The sequence below is a fragment of the uncultured Brachyspira sp. genome (assembly GCF_910578695.1).
Lineage (GTDB): Bacteria > Spirochaetota > Brachyspiria > Brachyspirales > Brachyspiraceae > Brachyspira.
Genome location: NZ_CAJTQJ010000021.1, coordinates 18,126 through 37,610, shown reverse-complemented (window position 1 = coordinate 37,610; position 19,485 = coordinate 18,126). Strand labels below are relative to the sequence as shown.

The following is a 19,485-nucleotide window of genomic DNA, read 5'->3' as shown; positions in this document are numbered from 1 at the left end:
GTAATAGCTCATACAAAACAATTACAATCTTGAGGGATTAATTTTTATTTCTAATGATGTAAAAATATATCAATAGACAGCAGAAAAAATATTTACTTTAAGGACTGTTAGTAAAACTTATATAATAAGCTTTATTTTTCATTGCTTAAATAATATTTTTTAAATATATATTGATTAACAATTCAAGCAATCTATAAACACAGAAAAATCATTACTCAAATACTCATCAGATATTTTGATTTTGCATTTTAAATCCAAGTCTTTTACTATTTTTTGGGCAATATTAAATACTTCATCTTTTTTATAATAATAATATTTATCCCCATATTTATCTTTACAGGAAATATCAAGCAGATTGAAGCATACGCCTTTTCTAGCAGCAATTAAAAAATCTCTCACAGCATTTTTCAAAAACTCCTCATTATTTCCTAGATTAAGATTGAATATACCAGAAGAATATATATAATCAAAATCATCTTCTATATCAGAGTTTTTAAAAAAGTCCATAGTCATAAACTGAGGATTAATATTTTTAAAAGTTTTTTTCTTAGCCCTTTCAATCATCTCAGGCATTATATCTATGCCAATATAGTAAGTGTCAATATTATGCTTATCAATATATTCAGCTAAATGCCCAAGTCCGCAGCCTACATCAAGAAGAATAGATTTTCTTATATCAAAATTATCTAATAAAGTTTTAAACCTTGAAGTCTGTGCCTCTTCTGATTCCCAATCCAAAACTTTATATTCAGGTATATTAAAATCCTTTACCCTTTCCATATAATGTTCTATTATAATTGATTTTTTATTATTATTCATATAAAACTTCCAAAATATATTTAAATTATTTTAATGCTAATTTATATATTGTCTTATGATTATAGCTTTTAGCAGAATCAAATATTATGCTTGGAAAATGCGGAAAGTTTACAGCACAAGGCAAAAACTCTGTCTCAAAACAAAATGCATTATGCTTATTCAAAACTGTATTTCTTACCTTTCTATTATTAAGCATATTTCCAGAATAAAAATGCATAGCTGGTTTTGTAGTATAAAGCTCTAAAACTATTCCTGTATTTTCACTATAACATAAAGCTCTCAATTTATTTAAATTATTTTCTCTTTCATCAGTATATGATAATATATTTTTTTCATTGAAAATAAAACAATTATCATAGCCTCCTGATTTTTCTATATCAGCGCCTATCTTTTTTATTTTGGTAAAATCAAAAGGAGTATTTTCTGTTTTTAAAATCTCGCCTGTTGATACGCATTCATCTGTTATAGGCAAATAAAATAAAGAATCTATAAATAAATTATGTTCATATATAGTACCTTCTCCGTTAAGATTCCAATATGCATGATTAGTAAAATTTAAAGGAGTAGGAATATCAGTATCTGCAAAATAATTTATTAATATTTCATTATCATCTGTTAAAGTATATACTATTTCTATATTTATATTGGCAGGATATCCTTCTTCTCCTTCATTTGAAAAATATGTAAATGATATAGAATTATTGTTTAATAATTTAGAATCAAATTTTTTAAAAGATATGCCCTCAGTGCCTCCATGAAGATGATGCTTCAAATTATCATTTTTAGTTAATTGATAAGTTTTACCGTCAAGCATAAATTCTGCATTTATAGTTCTATTAGCTATTCTTCCAACAGATGCCCCTATATAATCATGAGGATTCAAATAAAATGAATAATCATCGCTTCCAAATGATACCTGTACTTCATTATCATTTTTATCTTTAAAAAATACACCTGTTATAGATGCCCCAATATCTGTAAGCTTCAACATCATTCCATTTTTGTTTTTTAACTCATATAATAAATATCCGCCTCCGAAATTTTTAATCTGCATATAAAAAACTCCATATCTATATAGTAAAAAATTATATTATATCATTATAAAACATTATTTCAATAATACAAAACATATTAATAAATTTCTATAAATTTACATAAAGAATATTATAAATATAATTTTTTATTATTGAATAATAAAATTCCAGCTCTTTTTTATTAAAAAATAACTCCCAAATCAATAATTTTTTTTAATATTTATTTGACAATTTATATTTAGTGTACTATTATATTAGTATGCTAGTATATCAAACTATAAAGGTATAAAATGTCATACATAGTAGGGTTTGGAGAGATAATGCTAAGGCTCTCATCAGCAGATAATGAAAGACTATTTCAATCATCAAAACTTAATGCATCTTTCGGAGGTGCTGAAGCTAATGTTTGCGTTTGTGCTTCTATTTTTGGTTTGAAAAGCAGATATGTAACCGCTATTCCTAATAATGCAGTAGGAAAAAAAGCAGAAGAACTACTTTTAAGCCATAGAGTAGATACTTCAGCAATATCGTGGAAAGGAAAAAGAATTGGAATATATTTCGCAGATAAAGGAAATAATTATAGAAGCTCAAATATTATTTATGATAGAGAATATTCTTCTATTTCTGAGGCTTTAATAGAAGATTTTGATTGGGATAAAGTTTTTAAAGATGCTTCATATTTTCATATAAGCGGAATAACGCCTGCTATAAGTCAAACTGCAGCAAACCTTATACTATATGCTGTAAAAGAAGCTAAAAAAAGAAATGTCAAAGTTTCATGCGATATAAATCATAGAAAAAAATTATGGCAATACGGAAAAAACATAGAATAGATAATGCCTGAAATTGTAAAATATTCTGATATAGTATTTGCAAATGAGTATGATGCTGTAAAAATATTAGGTGTAAAAAGCGATATTGATACAGATTCAAATATATCTGATAAAGATTATATAAAAATTATGGATGAGCTTATTGATAAATATTCATTAGAAACTGTAGCAACATCTAAAAGAGAAACTATAAACTCAAACCATAATAATATATCAGCTTTATTATATCATAATAAAAAATTATACAAGTCAAAAAAATATTATATAAAAAATATTATTGACAGAATAGGAACAGGAGATTCTTTTGCTGCAGGCATACTGTCTGGAATACATTTTTTTGATAATTATCAGGATATATTAGAATTTGCAGCAGCTTCATTTTGCATAAAGCACAGCATATCAGGGGATTGGAATTTAACAACCAAAGATGAAGTAATATCGCTTATGAATACGGAGGATAATTTCGATGTAAAAAGATAAGACTATTAATTATTTAAAATACTCTGGGAATTTATTTTTTAGAAAATTCATATCATCTTTGACATGAGTTAAATGAAGCTCCATAAGAGAAGTAAGTTTTTTGATATTTTTTTGATTTATAAGCGTCAGTATATTTTTATGTTCCGTCAATGTTCTTGTTCTATCCATTTCTATTATATTAAATATTCTAGCTCTGTTAAAATGTTTTATAGAATCTTTGATTAGATTAAAAGTCAATTCTTTATTTGCTATTGAAAATAATATTTGATGAAATTCATTATCTAATTTAAGAAGTTCATAAAATTTATCAGTATTTATGTTTTTTTCATATCTTTCTATATTTTTACTTATAAATTTCAAATCTTTTTGTGAATAATTTCTGCAAACTATTTTTACTATCTCTTTTTCAAGAACCATTCTCATAAAACTAGTCTCTTCAACTATATCAGAATCTATCAAAGACACTCTAGTACCTTTTTGAGGATATATTTCAATTAAATGAACCTTCTCAAGTCTGGAAAAAGCCTCTCTTATAGGAGTTCTGCTTATAGATAATACCTCGCTTACTATCTTTTCACTAATAAAAGTACCCGGAGGCAATGTCATATTTATAATATTATATTCCAAGCATCTTACAGCATAATTCCCTATAGGTTCATTTACTTCTCTGTCTAATATTATTAAATTATCAGCATTATTATTCTTTACTTTAGGCATAATATAAAAACATATCCTTAAATTATCTCTAATTACTAATAAAATTGCAAACTGCTATTATTTAAAATAGTATGCAGTTTTTATTGTTTATTTTATAAATAATATATTAAACTATTTATAAATAAACTTCAAGCAATTGAAAAATTGAAAATAAGCAATAATTAAAAATTTTATTATTATTAAAATCTATAAATAGTTTTAAAATTATTTAATATCACTAATAATAAAAAAAATTATTCACTTTACATCTTAAGAAATTAAAATATAAGAATCTCATAATTTTTATATTGAGCCTGATACATTTAAAAAATATAAATTTTCAGTTTTTCTTAAAAAAATATAATTTTTTATTGACAATAGATTTTATTTTTTCTAACATACTAGTATGTTAGAAAAAAGGAGCTATGTATGAAAAAATTAATTATTAGTATCATAAGTTCGGCATTATTTTCAAGCATTTTATTTGCTCAGTCTAATGCACAAAACCCAGCATTTCAATTTTTTAATGTATATCCGGGATCAATGAAAATGCTAAGTTTTTATATTGAATATTCTTCAGGAGATTTAACAAGTTTGGGACAAAATCCTAAAGCAAAAAGAATGATGGAAAATTTTGACACTAAATTAACTTATATGCAGACATTAAAAAATGTTCCATGGTTAGGTTTTGGATTCATATTACAGGCACAATTTGATAATCCAAGTATATATGAGCCTGAATGGAAAGAAGGAAGCAGACAAGGAAAAAATAATTCAAATCCTTTTTCTATGGTTGAATTAACAGGAAATATGTATTTTTTAAATACTTTTAGTTTAGGACTCACTTCATCAGGAGATTTAGTATTTGTAATGTATTTGAATAAAAAACTTCCTGATGCTGCTGCATTCAAATCTCATTCTATAACATTTATGGCTCAGCAGAATATATATTTAAGAGGAAATCAATATGATGATAAAACAAAAAAATTAACTCAAGGCTGGTATGACGGTACTGAGTTTAGAATAGCATATCAAATGCGTTTCAATGATTATTTTGCTTTAAGACCTGAAATACAATTCAAAATATTATCAGGTGCACAAACTTCATTCAATGATTGGTATTGGATAAGATTCAATCCACGCTTCCAATTTTTCTTAGAAGAATGGAGTTTCTTCTTTGAACCTAGAATATTCTACGGCGGTATTTTCAAACAAGATATGTCTGCTTTGTCAATAGGACATTCTGAATTTAATAAAAACGGATGGGGATTTGAACTTAAAGTAGGTATTGATTTGACAAAATTATTTTTTAATTAATTTGCAATAAATAAATTTGGAGGAAATTTTTTATGATTAATTCTATGTTATATCCTAGAGAAAGCAGAACAAGAAGAGTTATTGACTTATCAGGTATGTGGGAATTTAAAATAGATGAAAATAATGAGGGCAGAAATAATGGATATGCTAATGGGCTTAAAGATACCACATTTATACCTGTGCCATCTAGTTTTAATGATCTTTTCACTGATAAAAATATAAGAGAATATGCTGGAGATATATGGTATGAAACTTCATTTTATCTTCCTTTAGAATGGAAAGATAAAGATGTTAATATAAGATTCGGATGTGCCACACATCAAGCTGCTGTATATATTAATGGTAAAGAAGTATTAAGTCATATAGGCGGATTTATGCCTTTCAATGTTCCTGTAAATGAAGCAGGCATATTCAGAGAAAAAAATAAATTAGTTGTGCTTGTTAATAATGAACTTGCAAATACAACAATACCTTGCGGGCATACAGAAACTAAGCCTTCGGGTAAAAAATACATTAAACCTTCTTTTGATTTTTTTAATTATGCTGGTTTGAATAGACCTATAAAAATTACTGTTACAAATAAAGAATATATATATGATATAGATATATTATCAGATATAAATGGAAGTGACGGAATTGTAAACTATGAAGTTCATACTACAGGCAAAAATAAAGTATATATACAAATATATGATGAAGAAGAAAAATTAATTGCAAACAGCGAAGGAAATATCGGAAAAATAGTTATTAAAGATGCTAAGTTATGGAATCCGAAAGCGGCTTATTTATATAAATTTATAGCATATATAAAAAACGGCGATGAGCTTATAGATGAATATTATTTAGACTTTGGAATAAGAACTGTTAAAGTAGAAGGAAAACAATTTTTAATTAATGGAAAGCCTTTTTATTTTACAGGATTTGGAAAACATGAGGATAGCGAAATATCAGGAAGAGGATATAATCCGCCTGTAATAAAAAGAGATTTTGAATTAATAAAGTGGATTGGAGCTAATTCATTTAGGACATCTCATTATCCTTACAGCGAAGAAATAATGCAGGCTGCAGACAGAGAAGGGATTGTAGTTATAGATGAAGTTGCTGCTGTGGGTATGTTTGATGTAGGCTCTATATTAAATCCTAGTTCATCAAAGGCTGATTATTTTTCTTTAGATGAAGTACATACAAAAACAAAAATAGTACATAAAAATGCAGTTGAAGAACTTATAAAAAGAGACAAAAATCACCCTTGTGTTGTTATGTGGAGTTTATTTAATGAGCCTGATACTTCTAAAGATGAGGCTTTACCATATTTTGAAGATATATTTAATTTTGCCAAAAAACAAGATAAACAAAATCTGCCAAAAACTTTTGCTGCTATTGGAGAATCCTCTCCCGGAAGATGTAAATGCATGCACTTATGCGATGTAATTACTTTAAATAGATATTACGGCTGGTATTTATTAGGCGGATATGAAATAGATATGTCAGAAGAAAAATTCAGAGAAGAAATGAATTTATATTCTGGTATGAATAAACCTGTTATGTTCACAGAATATGGGGCTGATACTTATGCGGGCATTCATAAACTTCCTTCTGTAATGTGGAGCGAAGAGTATCAGTTAGAATATTATGAAATGAATTTTAAAGTTTTTGACAGCTATGATTTTATAGTAGGCGAACAGTTATGGAACTTTGCTGACTTCCAAACGACAGAAGGAATATTTAGAGCAGACGGAAATAAAAAAGGAATATTCACTAGAAATCGTCAGCCTAAATTAGCTGCATATTTCATAAGAAACAGATGGACTAAACTGCCGTTAGATTACAAAAAATAATAAATATAGTATTTAAAATACTAAAAATACAATTATAAAAATTGTAAGTCCCTAACATTTGTAAAAACAGCAGGGATTATTAAAAACTATAAACTAACAGCTGATAAACAGCAAAGTTTGTTATCAGCTAGTTTATAGCTAGCAACAATAAAACAATTTTTATTAGCAATAATAAACAATAATAAAATTAATATATTTTTCTGACTGATTATCATTAAAAAAATAATAGGAGTATAGATATGACTAATATAAATACTTATCATAAAGCCAAAATATGGCAAATAGCATTCTTTGCATTTAATAATACAGCAACAAATTTGTATATGTTCTTTATGTTTTTTATATCATATTATGCAACGGGAATGTTAGGATTAGGCGTAGTTTTAGTATCTACACTGCTTACTGTTATGCGTATTTGGGATGCTGTAACAGATCCTTTTGTAGGCTATTTTTTGGATAAAACAAATGGAAGATTTGGGAAAAACAGACCTTTTATAGCAGCTGGTAATATTGTTATGATTATATCTTGTATAATAATGTATAAATTTGTATATAAAGCACCTCAAAATATGAGGCTATTATTTTTTATATTAGTTTATGCTGTATATATTATAGGATATACTTTACAATGCGTTGTTACAAAATCTGCACAAACTTGTCTTACTAATGATCCGAAACAAAGACCTTATTTCACTATATTTGACGGAAGCTATGGTGTTGTATTATTTGCAGGTATGCAGATTATAGTTTCTAATGTTTTGATGAAAAAATACGGCGGATTTAATGCAGAATTTTTTAATACTTTCTTAGTTTTTACTATATCTGTATCTGCTTTATTATCTATACTTGCAATAATAGGATTATGGTCTAAAGACAGGACAGAATATTTCGGACTTGGAAAGCCTCAGTTAATAACTTTTAAAGATTACTATACTGTTATAAGAAAAAACAGAGCTATACAGATGCTTGTAATTGCAGCATCCGCAAGCAAACTTTTTATTACCATACAATCTAATTCTATAGTTTTAGTTATGCTTTATGGTATAATATGCGGTAATTATGCACTTAGCGGAGAAGTATCTGCAATATACAGCATACCAAGCATCATTATAATAATTTTAGGTATGAAATTTATTGCAAGCCGTTTAGGACAGAGAAAAGCCCTTTTATTCGGTACTATAGGCTGCATAATTTTTGCTGCACTTTTATCTTTGCTATTTATATTTGGAGAGCCTGCCTCTATGAGCTTTAAAAACCCTAATTTCTTTACTATAGCATTTATTGTATTATGGATATTAATGCAGGGATTTGCAGGAATATCTACAAATATAGTTATACCTATGACTGCTGACTGTGCAGATTTTGAAACTTATAGATCTGGCAAATATATGCCCGGTTTAATGGGTACATTATTCAGCTGCGTTGATAAAATAATATCATCTTTTGCCACCACTATAGTAGGATTATTAATAGCAATGATTGGGTTTAAAAACTCTCAGCCTACCCCTAATACTCCTTATTAAGCAGGCATTTTTTGGGTAACTATGTTCTGCGTATTTTTTGCCCCTATGATTGGCTGGATACTAAATATTATAGCTATGAGACTCTATCCGCTTACTAAAGAGAAAATGGAGGAAATACAAGGAGCTATAGCTGAAATAAAAGCCAAAAATATATAATAAAGCTTATAATTATAAGCAATAAAAAATTTTAATTAATAGTAATATAAAAATTGTAAGCGAGAATAAAAAATATTATGAGCAAACAATTTTTATCAGCAGCAATAAATTAAGTAATATTTTGCTTGACTATTTAAATTATTTTATTAAAATACTAGTATATTAATAGGATATATTATGAAATTGAATATTAACAATTTAAATAATAAAAGTTTTTGGAAAAATGCTGATATAGAAATTCCAAAATATAATATAAATAAAGTCAGAGAAAATACAAATAAAAATCCTGCTTGGCTTCATTTTGGAGCAGGAAATATATTCAGAGGCTTTATTGCTAGAATAGCCGATACCCTTTTGAATGATGATATTATCAATACAGGAATAATAGCTGTTGATACACATTCTGCTGGAAAAGATGATTATGAAATGATTGATAAAGTTTATAAGCCTTTTGATAATCTTACCATTTTGGCATCTATAAAAAATAACGGAGATATAGATAAAAAAGTTATAGGAAGCATAACTGATATACTCCACGCTGATTTTATAAATTATTATGAGGCATTAAAAAAAATATTCATATCAAATTCTCTTCAGATAGTAAGCTTTACTATTACAGAAAAAGGATATTCTATAAAAGATTTAAACGGCAATTATATAAGCACAGTCAAAGAAGATATTAGTAATGAGCCTAAAAAATCAAAAAATATTATGAGTATTATTACTGCTATGCTTTTAGAAAGATACAAAAACGGAGCCTATCCTATAGCTATGCTTAGTATGGATAACTGCTCCAATAATGGAGATAAATTAAAATCATCTGTTATTGATATAGCAAAAGAGTGGAATAAAAGAGGTTTTGCTGATGACGGATTTATAAAATATCTTCAAGATGATAAAAAAACTTCTTTTCCTTTAAGTATGATTGATAAAATAACTCCAAGACCTTCTGATTATTTATCAAAAAAATTGGAGGAAGCAGGACTTGAAGAAATGTCAGTATTTAAAGTAGGACATAATAATACCGCTCTTTTTGTAAATGCTGAAGTTCCTGAATATTTAGTTATTGAAGATTTATTTCCTAATGGAAGAGCAAAATTTGAAAAAGCTGATGTGTATATCACCGACAGAATTACTGTTCAAACAGCTGAAAAAATGAAAGTTACTGCATGCCTAAATCCTTTGCATACATCTTTGGCTATATTCGGATGCTTACTTAATTATAATTTTATTTATGAAGAGATGAGAAATCCTTTATTAAAAAAGCTAGTTGAAAAAATAGGATATGATGAAGGTATGAAAGTAGTTATAGATCCTAAAATTTTGAACCCTAAAGATTTTATAAAAGAAGTAATTGATGAGCGTTTAGCAAATCCATATATACCAGACTCTCCCAAAAGAATAGCAGCCGATACTTCTCAAAAAATAGCTGTAAGATACGGAGAAACTTTAAAATCTTATGTCAAAAATAATCTTGATGCTTCTTCTTTGATAGGCATACCTCTGACAATAGCAGCTTGGCTTAGGTATTTAATGGGTATAGATGATAATGGAAATAAAATGAATATAAGTCCTGATTCTATGCTTGAAGAATTACAAATCTATATAAAAAATATAAAGTTTAAAGATACAAAAACAATAGGAAATAATTTAAAGCCTATATTATCTAATGATAGTTTATTTGCTGTTAATTTATATGATAAAAAAATAAATTTAGGTGAGAAAATAGAGGGGTACTTTTCTGAAATGATATCTAATGAAAATGCTGTAAAAGAATGCTTGAAAAAATATATAAATTAGGAGAATTTTTATTATGATAATGACTTTAAGATGGTTCGGCAAGAATTTTGATTCTGTAACTTTAAAACAAATAAGACAAATTCCGGGAGTAAAAGGAGTAATAACAACATTATATGACAGTAAAGTAGGAGATGTTTGGAAAAAAGATGATATAAAAAAACTAAAAGAGGAAGTTGAAGAATCAGGATTAAAAATATACGGTATAGAAAGCGTAAATATACATGATGATATAAAAATAGGACTTCCAAGCAGAGATAGATATATAGAAAATTATATAAAAACTTTGGAAGTTTTGGGAAATGCTGGAATTAATTTAGTATGCTATAATTTTATGCCTATATTTGATTGGACAAGAAGTGATTTAGCAAAGGTTCGCCCTGACGGAGCTTCTGTTTTATCTTATGATCAGGAAGAAATAGATAAGATAGATCCCCAGAAAATGTTTGAGAAAATAGATTCTAATTCAAACGGTTTTATACTTCCGGGATGGGAGCCTGAAAGACTAAGCAGATTAAAAGAACTTTTTGAAATGTATAAGGATATTGATGATGAAAAATTATTTGAAAATTTAAAATATTTTCTAACTGCTGTAATGCCTGTATGTGAAAAATATAATATAAAAATGGCTATACATCCTGATGATCCTGCATGGCCTGTATTCGGACTTCCAAGAATAATAGTAAATAAAGAAAATATTTTAAGAATGGTTAATAGTATTAATAGCCCCTGCAATGGCATAACATTATGTACAGGCTCTTTAGGTTCTAATCCGAAAAATGATATACCTGATACAATAAGAAGTTTAAAAGGAAAAATTTTCTTTGCACATGTAAGAAATTTAGAACATACTGCACCCGGTAAATTCCAAGAAGCAGCACATTTATCAAGCGACGGCTCTATGGATATGTTCGCTATTATGAAAGCATTTTATGATATAGGCTTTGAAGGTCCTTTCAGACCAGATCATGGCAGGGCTATATGGGACGAAGTATCTATGCCGGGATACGGACTTTATGACAGAGCATTAGGAGCTGTTTACTTACAAGGATTATGGGAAGCAATAAAAAAATGCATATAGAAAAATGTGTATAAAGTAATGTGTATAAAGATGTATATATAATATATGTATAATATAAGAAAAAAATAAAAGAATAAGTAAATAATTAAAAACAATGCTTTTATAATTATAGCATTGCATATATTTAGCACTTTATAAAAAAGAGGTAGTATAATGAAAAATTTTATGGATAAAGATTTCTTATTATATAATGAAACATCAAAAATACTTTTTCATAATTATGCTGATAAATGTCCTATATTTGATTATCATTGTCATCTAAATCCGAAAGAAATTGCTGAAAATAAAAAATTCAAAAATATAACAGAAATTTGGCTTTACGGAGATCATTATAAATGGAGAATGATGCGTGCTAACGGCATAGATGAAAAATTCATAACAGGCAATGCATCTGATTATGATAAGTTTACAGCTTGGATAAAAACCGTACCTAATCTAATAGGAAATCCGCTTTATCATTGGAGTCATTTGGAGCTTCAAAGATATTTCGATATTTATGAAATAATAAACGAAGATAATGCTGATATAATATGGCAAAAGGCAAATGAAAAATTAAAATATATGACAGTTAAAGATATTTTTAAAAAATTTAAAGTTCATACTATAGGCACTACAGATGACCCTATAGACAATTTAGAATATCATAAATTAATAAATGAAGGCAAAGCTGAAATAGGAAAAATAGATACAAAGATAGTGCCTACTTTCAGAATTGATAAGGCTCTGAATATAGAGATGCCTGATTTCAGCGGCTATATAAAAAAGCTGCAAAATGCAGTATCTATAAATATAGAAAATATAAGCTCATTAATAGAGGCTTTATATAAAAAAATAGATTATTTTAAAAATCTAAACTGTATGTCAAGCGACTTATCATTATATAAAATACCTTTCAATTTAGATGATGAAAAAAATATTGACAGTATTTTTAAAAAAGCTATGAATAAACAAGTATTAACTTTTGAAGATATAGAGAAATATAAAACTTATATTATTTTAAAATTAATAAAAAAATATAAAGAATCAAATTTAGTTATGCAGATACATATTTCCGCTATGAGAAATAATAATGAAGTAATGTTCAAAAAGTTAGGTGCTGATACAGGCTATGACTCTGCAGGAGATTCTAATATTATAGAAAAATTATCATTATTACTAAAAACTGCCAATAATGAAAGCGGACTTCCTAAAATTATTTTTTATAGTCTTAATAGTAAAGATTATTATCCTATATCAACACTTATGGGCTGTTTTCAAGAAGGCGGCATAAAAGGAAAAATGCAGCTTGGTTCTGCTTGGTGGTTTTTGGACAATAAAGACGCAATAGAAGAACAAATGAAAATTCTTGCAAACAGCAGTTCATTAGGATTATTCATAGGAATGCTCACCGATTCTAGAAGCTTTCTATCATATTCGAGACATGAATATTTTAGAAGAATATTATGCAATTATATAGGACAATTAGCTGAAAACGGAGAAGCTCCAAATGATATAAAATATTTGGGAAATATTATAGAAAATATATGCTTTAATAATTCTAATATTTACTTTAATAATTAAGTATGATAAATTATAATTCGATATTTTACGGAGTTTTTTATGCTGGAGAAATATATACAAAATAAAATAATACCTGTAGTAGTTGCAGAAAATGAAGAAGAAATAAGAAATATAGCAGAACTTTGCTTGGAGTTTCTTCCTTCTATAGAATTAACTCTTAGAACAGAATACGGATACAAGGCTTTAGAAATACTAGCTAAAGATTATCCTTCGCTTCCAAGTGCGGCTGCTACAGTTTTAAATACAAAGCAGGTTGATAGAATATTAGATTTAGGCATAAATATAATAATAAGCCCCGGTGTTCAGCCTATAATGCTTGAATATGCTAAAAATAAAAATTATCATTATATACCCGGTGCTGCAACGCCCTCTGAAATTGAACAATGTTTAGCTTATGAGCATAAATATATAAAATTTTTTCATGCGGGACTTTATGGGGGAATTAATTGGATAAAAAATATAGCTTCCGTTTATCAGCATACAGGCGTAAAATTTATGCCTTTGGGGGGTATAAATATTGATAATGTAAAAGAATATTTGCAAAATAAAAATGTATTTGCATGCGGAGGTTCTTGGCTATGCCCTAGAAATCTAATGGAAGAAAAAAATTGGAAAGAAATAAAAAGAAGATTTCAAGAGGCTCATAATTTAATAAAAGAATTGTAAAATTAATAATATATATTTATACTTTATATACTTATATAATTTATATTTTAATTTTAAATAAATTTGCATTCGCTTATTATTTTTATATAATTTATATATTATAAATATAAAATTAGGGAAGTATATAATATGATTAGTGAGGAAAATAAATATTTTTATAGTGCATTAAGTAATATTCAAAATAAAAAATATGATGAGGCTATTAATGATTTAACAAAGGTTATAGAATTAGATAATAATAATTTAGATGCTTATCATAATTTGGCTAGAATATATTATGAGATAAAAGAATATGATAAAGCAATAGAGACATATAATAAATCTATAGAAATATATCCTTATGACAGCGATGCATACTATTATAGGGCAGAAATTTATATAGCTAAAGAAGAATATGATAAAGCAATAGAAGATTTAGAAAAAGTTATTATGAAAAATGAGAATTACTCGGATGCATATTATTTGATGTCTATTGTATATAGAAAAAAGAAAAAATATAAAAAGGCTGTTAAATATTTAAAAAAAACATTAGAGTTTAACAGTGAAGATTATATAGCATACTATGATTTATATAAACTATATAATAAATTTTCAAATTATGAAAAAGAAGATAAAACAAAAGAAAAATATATATTAAAAGCTCAAAAATACTTAAAAAAATCTTCCGATTTAGGATATGAAAAAGCTATAGAAAAATTTGGAAGCTAAAAAATAATTAATTATTAATATAAAAATATTGACAGTAAAAAAATTACTTGCAATATTATGAATATAAAATATAGTATATATATTAAGACATTTATAATAATAGAAAATCATTATAAAAAGGAGTTTATAATTATGATGAAAAAAGTTTTAGTTCCATTAGCTGAAGGTTTTGAAGAAATTGAAGCTATAACTATTATTGATGTTTTAAGAAGAGCAAATATAGAAGTAGTGACTGCTTCTTTATCAGATAACTTAGAAGTAAAAGGGGCTCATAATATTATTGTTAAAGCTGATGCTCCATTAGAAAAAATAATAAATTATGATTTTGACGCTGCAGCACTTGCAGGCGGAATGGGCGGAATGAACAATTTAAAATCTGATATGAGAATTATAGAAAAAATCAGAAATATGTACGAAAATAAAAAATTAGTATCTGCAATATGTGCTTCTCCTATAGTACTTGGCGAAGCTGGAGTAATTAAAGGAAAATATACTTGTTATCCTAGCTGTGAAAGTATGGTAAAAGGAGGAGAATATATAGAAAAAGATTTAGTTGTATGCACTGATAATGTCATAACTTCTAAAGGTCCTGCTACTACAATATTTTTTGCTTTAGAAATAGTAAAATATTTAAATGGCTCTAATGAAGAACTTGCAAACTCTTTATTAATACAATTAATAAAATAATACTGATTAAAAAAGTCTTTTATATATAAGGATTAAAAATTGAAAGTTATTATACCAGCAGCAGGAGAAGGTACTAGATTAAGACCTCACACAATTACAAAACCAAAACCAATACTCCCAATAGCAGGAGCTACAATTATAGATTTTATAATGACAGAAATATCTTCAATAGAGGATTTAGATGAAGTTATATTTATAGTGGGATATTTAAAAAATGATATGATAGAGTATCTAACTAATAAATATAAAAATATAAAATTGACATTTGTAGAACAAGAAGAATATAAAGGCTTAGCACATGCTGTATATCTTACAAAAGAGCATATAAATGATGATGACAAAATATTCATCATTCTTGGAGATACTATATTTAAATTGAATCTGTCTAATATAGTAAGTAAAAATGAAAATTCATTAGGAGTATGCGAAGTAGATAATCCAAGCAGATTTGGTATTGCTATTTTAAATGAAAATGGAATTATAACAAAATTAATAGAAAAGCCTCAGGAGCCTATAAGCAATTTAGCCCTTACAGGTATGTACAATATTTTTAATACAAAAGAATTATTTGAGGCAATAGAATATATTATAAAAAATAATATAAAAACAAAAAATGAATATCAGCTAACCGATGCATTAGAGTATATGATAGAAAAAGGTATAGTATTTAAAACATTCAAATTGGACGGCTGGTATGACTGCGGTGAAAAATCCACTATGATAGAAACAAACAGAACTATAATAAAACATGAAATACTTAGTAAAGGTATAAAAGATACTGCTATAATACCTCCTGTATTTATTGATAAAGATGTGAAAATAGAAAACTCTGTAATAGGTCCTTATGTGCATATAGGGAGAAATTCTAAAATAGAAAACTCAATATTAAAAAACTGTATTATATTTGAAGAGGTAAATATATCTAATGCATTTATGGATAATTCTATAATATCTGAAAAAGCAACATATAAAGGTAAAACTCATTCAATGGATATAGGTGCCTCCATTACAATAGAGCAAAATTAGGATAAAACAAAATTAGAAAGGCGAAGCAGAATTCATAAATGCCATAGCTATAAACTGCAAAAGACTCACAAATAAAAATACAGCTGTATCCATTATTAAAAGAGAATAAGGATAATTAGTAAGCATTATAGAAAATCTCACCTTATCTGCAATTATAAAAAATGAGTACATCAAAAAACATACTATAAGTTTAATATACTCTGCTAAAGGAATAAAATGAAAAAATACAATAAAAAATAAAGCCGCCAATACGCTTTGTATAAAAGAAAAAAGTTCAGAATAATAAATCATTTTCATTCTATTATTCCAATTTCTAACTCCGGGCAGTATTTCTCTTCTATAATAAAAATTTTTTAAAAACTGAAATTCAAATAAAAATCTGGTAGATAAAAACCTTATAACATAGCAGACTAAAACAAATTCTAAATATTTTATTATTATATTTTCCATAATCAAAATAATCAAAAATTATATAAATACCATTCATCGCAATTTTTACAAAAATCTATTTTCTTATAAACATTATCAATAAAATAATTTTCTAATAATTTCCATATATTCTCTAAATTTTCTTCATATATAGAAGCTATTTTTTTTTCTTTATTTATATCAAATCTGCAAATATAAATATCTCCATAAGAATCTATAAATAAATCCCTAGCCAAATGCCAGCAGCCCATATTAATAAGAGGCGACATATCCCCTACTCTATTATCTTCTATAATACCCCTATAAGTATAATATTTCTGCATTATAATATCTATATTTTTATACTTATCAAAATATTTATAGTATGAAGACAAATAATCAAAATTATCCTTCTGCTTTACTATCTGCAAATATGTGTTTTTAGGCTCTCTAAGTAAATAATAATCTATATTTGAAAGAACCGTTTTCATATCGCCGTTATCATATATTTTATTATAAACATTTTCTTCTACAGCATCTAAATGTATAATAACATGCAGATTATCCCTTTCAGACTGCATAGATAATAATTTCTTGGCTTTATCGCTGTCAAGAAGCAAAGCATTAGTTTCCAAATATATATTAACATTTTTATTTTTAACAGAATAATCAAGAATATCAAAAATATCTTTATTTAAAAGAGGCTCATAATAACTTCCTATAGACATATGAAAATCGCCGCAAAAATTATAAATCTTATCATAAATAATTTTAAACTCTTCAAATGTAATATTTTTTTCTTCCTTCTTTGTAAGCTCAGTTTTTACAGCTTCATTTTTTAATAAATACCTGTTCATAATATTCTGTCTATTATTAATATCCATCTCTATAAATGAAGGCAATGTTCTTCTGATACTTGGATTTTCCTCTACTGCTTTTACCATTTCATCATAATTTTTATAATTAATAAGTTTTTCTATCAAAACTGCATTTCTTCTGCTATTTGCAAAAAGTGAAAGTCTGTAATATCTCATATCATATTCAGATATAAGTATTTCTATTTCAAAAAAATTAGGGTCTACAAATACAATATTACTTATAGCATTTTCATTTACTTTAATGTCTTTCGTTTTTATTATATTAAATAATTTTTCAAAAGCATTTCTTCTTATTATAAAAGGAATTATTCCTAAAGGATAATTTTCTCCATAACTGAAATATGATATATTATCTTCATGTATTTTACTTAATTTAATAGTTTCATCAATATTAAATAAAGGCATATTACAAGGTATATAAATTATATTATCATAATTTTCACTTTCTCTATATATATTGTTCAAATAATCATCTATTTTTTCAATATTATTATTTTCTATATACTTGATACTGCAATTTAATTTATCTTTTAAAATATTAATCTTATCATTAAATATATCATCAAATTTCATAGAAAACTCATTATTGAAAGATTTATCAGCTAATATTAAAAAACTCATATATACATACCTCTTAAAATTAATTAAATATAATCTATACTTAAAATACATATTATTTATTTTAGTTATATTGTTTATATATCGAAAAAATAATATATATCGCTTAAAAATATTTTTTTAAATACATAGCTTTATAAACTATAAAACATTAAATTTAATTTTCATTATTTTAATATTTATTATTTTTATTATAAAAAATAATCAGAATATCAAAACTATTTATAAATAATTAATCAGAATAAGAAGCAAGCATATCTTCTTGTTCCTTTTTAAATAAAGCATCAGTTATTTCGGTTATTTCTCCGTCCATAAATCTATCCAACTTATAAAGAGTAATATTTATTCTATGATCTGTAACTCTGTTTTGAGGAAAATTATAAGTCCTTATTCTCTCGCTTCTGTCTCCTGAACCAATCTGTTCGCGTCTTTCCTTTGCCTCTTTTGCCTTTCTTTCAGCCTCTTCTTTCTCATATATTCTTGCTCTTAAAACTTTTAAAGCTTTAGCCTTATTTTTATGCTGACTTTTTTCATCTTGACATTGTACGACTAATCCTGTAGGCAAATGAGTAATTCTAACGGCACTGTCTGTAGTATTAACCGACTGCCCTCCCGGACCGCTTGAACGAAATATATCAACTCTTATATCTTCATCTTTTATAACAACATCGCTTTCCATAGCTTCAGGCATAACAGCAACTGTAGAAGCAGATGTATGAATTCTTCCTCCAGACTCAGTAGCAGGTATTCTCTGAACACGATGAGTACCGCTTTCAAATTTTAATGTTCTATAAGCATCTTTTCCTGATACAGAAAATATAACTTCTTTATATCCTCCAAGCTCTGTAGGACTTGTATCTATTATATCCATTTTTAAATTTGATCTTTCAATAAAACGGGTATACATTCTAAATAAATCCCCTACAAATAAAGCAGATTCATCTCCTCCTGTACCTACCCTAATTTCTACAATAATATTTTTACCGTCATTTTTATCTTTAGGAAGCAAAAGAAGCCTAAGATCATTTATTATATCTTCTTTTTTCTGATTAAGTTCTTCTATCTCCGATAATGCCATATCTTTAAGTTCTTTATCTGTATCAGCATTATTAATAATATCATTAGATTCTTCAATTTCTTTCAATACTGCTTTTAGTTTTTTATATTCTTCTACTATATCCTCTATTTCAGATTTTTTTTTCATCAAATCCTGTATCACTCTATTATCTTTTATATTAGCATCATTAAGTTTCTCTACTATATCTTTATATGTAGTTTCTACTAATGACAGTTTATCAATTATTGACATAAAATAAATTTCACTCCAAAAAATAATAATTAATTATATATAAATAATGAT

17 protein-coding genes and 1 pseudogene are annotated in these 19,485 nt (G+C 26.4%); 12 read left to right on the top strand and 6 right to left on the bottom strand.

From position 1 onward, the window contains the following. Positions 1-174: 174 nt before the first annotated feature. Both QZ288_RS07230 and QZ288_RS07225 read right to left on the bottom strand, forming a co-directional pair. A complete protein-coding gene (locus tag QZ288_RS07230; protein WP_295157024.1) occupies positions 175-819 on the bottom strand; it encodes a class I SAM-dependent methyltransferase in 645 nt (214 codons plus the stop codon). A 25-nt stretch (positions 820-844) separates the two neighbouring features. After that, a complete protein-coding gene (locus QZ288_RS07225) occupies positions 845-1,873 on the bottom strand; it encodes an aldose epimerase family protein (protein ID WP_295157021.1) in 1,029 nt (342 codons plus the stop codon). Positions 1,874-2,143: 270 nt separating this feature from the next. Here QZ288_RS07225 and QZ288_RS07220 point away from each other — a divergent pair. Further along, positions 2,144-3,166, top strand: a pseudogene (locus tag QZ288_RS07220) (sugar kinase). Between the two features lie 9 nt (positions 3,167-3,175). On the opposite strand, the gene QZ288_RS07215 reads toward QZ288_RS07220, so the two are convergent. After that, a complete protein-coding gene (locus tag QZ288_RS07215) occupies positions 3,176-3,883 on the bottom strand; it encodes a GntR family transcriptional regulator (RefSeq protein WP_295157018.1) in 708 nt (235 codons plus the stop codon). A 408-nt stretch (positions 3,884-4,291) separates the two neighbouring features. On the opposite strand from QZ288_RS07215, the gene QZ288_RS07210 reads away from it, so the two are divergent. From QZ288_RS07210 to QZ288_RS07160, 11 genes are all read left to right on the top strand, one after another. Next, a complete protein-coding gene (locus QZ288_RS07210; RefSeq protein ID WP_295157015.1) occupies positions 4,292-5,179 on the top strand; it encodes a hypothetical protein in 888 nt (295 codons plus the stop codon). 32 nt (positions 5,180-5,211) lie between these two features. Continuing rightward, entirely contained in the window at positions 5,212-7,017 is a 1,806-nt protein-coding gene (gene uidA / locus QZ288_RS07205) for a beta-glucuronidase (protein ID WP_295157012.1), read from the top strand. 239 nt (positions 7,018-7,256) lie between these two features. Next, complete coding sequence (locus QZ288_RS07200; RefSeq protein WP_295157009.1) at positions 7,257-8,540, top strand: MFS transporter; 1,284 nt, start codon at positions 7,257-7,259, stop codon at positions 8,538-8,540. 21 nt (positions 8,541-8,561) lie between these two features. Continuing rightward, positions 8,562-8,696, top strand: a complete 135-nt coding sequence (locus tag QZ288_RS07195; protein WP_295157007.1) for a hypothetical protein — start codon at positions 8,562-8,564, stop codon at positions 8,694-8,696. Between the two features lie 177 nt (positions 8,697-8,873). Beyond that, complete coding sequence (locus QZ288_RS07190; protein ID WP_295157004.1) at positions 8,874-10,496, top strand: mannitol dehydrogenase family protein; 1,623 nt, start codon at positions 8,874-8,876, stop codon at positions 10,494-10,496. Positions 10,497-10,509: 13 nt separating this feature from the next. Further along, entirely contained in the window at positions 10,510-11,574 is a 1,065-nt protein-coding gene (gene uxuA / locus QZ288_RS07185; protein WP_295157002.1) for a mannonate dehydratase, read from the top strand. Between the two features lie 153 nt (positions 11,575-11,727). Beyond that, positions 11,728-13,134, top strand: a complete 1,407-nt coding sequence (uxaC, locus tag QZ288_RS07180; protein WP_295157000.1) for a glucuronate isomerase — start codon at positions 11,728-11,730, stop codon at positions 13,132-13,134. Positions 13,135-13,173: 39 nt separating this feature from the next. Beyond that, entirely contained in the window at positions 13,174-13,800 is a 627-nt protein-coding gene (eda, locus tag QZ288_RS07175) for a bifunctional 4-hydroxy-2-oxoglutarate aldolase/2-dehydro-3-deoxy-phosphogluconate aldolase (protein WP_295156998.1), read from the top strand. A gap of 129 nt (positions 13,801-13,929) precedes the next feature. Next, on the top strand, positions 13,930-14,508 hold the full coding sequence (locus tag QZ288_RS07170; protein WP_295156996.1) for a tetratricopeptide repeat protein: 579 nt from the start codon (positions 13,930-13,932) through the stop codon (positions 14,506-14,508). Between the two features lie 132 nt (positions 14,509-14,640). After that, positions 14,641-15,195: a DJ-1 family glyoxalase III gene (locus tag QZ288_RS07165; protein WP_295156993.1), complete on the top strand. Its 555-nt coding sequence runs from the start codon at positions 14,641-14,643 to the stop codon at positions 15,193-15,195. 39 nt (positions 15,196-15,234) lie between these two features. Continuing rightward, complete coding sequence (locus tag QZ288_RS07160; RefSeq protein WP_295156990.1) at positions 15,235-16,221, top strand: sugar phosphate nucleotidyltransferase; 987 nt, start codon at positions 15,235-15,237, stop codon at positions 16,219-16,221. 12 nt (positions 16,222-16,233) lie between these two features. On the opposite strand, the gene QZ288_RS07155 is transcribed toward QZ288_RS07160, so the two are convergent. The 3 genes from QZ288_RS07155 to prfA form a co-directional block, all read right to left on the bottom strand. After that, the gene (locus QZ288_RS07155) at positions 16,234-16,671 is read right to left on the bottom strand and encodes a hypothetical protein (RefSeq protein ID WP_295156988.1); all 438 of its coding nucleotides are present in this window, start codon (positions 16,669-16,671) and stop codon (positions 16,234-16,236) included. A gap of 11 nt (positions 16,672-16,682) precedes the next feature. Continuing rightward, positions 16,683-18,128: a spiro-SPASM protein gene (locus tag QZ288_RS07150; protein ID WP_295156985.1), complete on the bottom strand. Its 1,446-nt coding sequence runs from the start codon at positions 18,126-18,128 to the stop codon at positions 16,683-16,685. A gap of 229 nt (positions 18,129-18,357) precedes the next feature. Beyond that, entirely contained in the window at positions 18,358-19,434 is a 1,077-nt protein-coding gene (gene prfA, locus QZ288_RS07145; RefSeq protein WP_295156983.1) for a peptide chain release factor 1, read from the bottom strand. Positions 19,435-19,485: the final 51 nt, after the last annotated feature.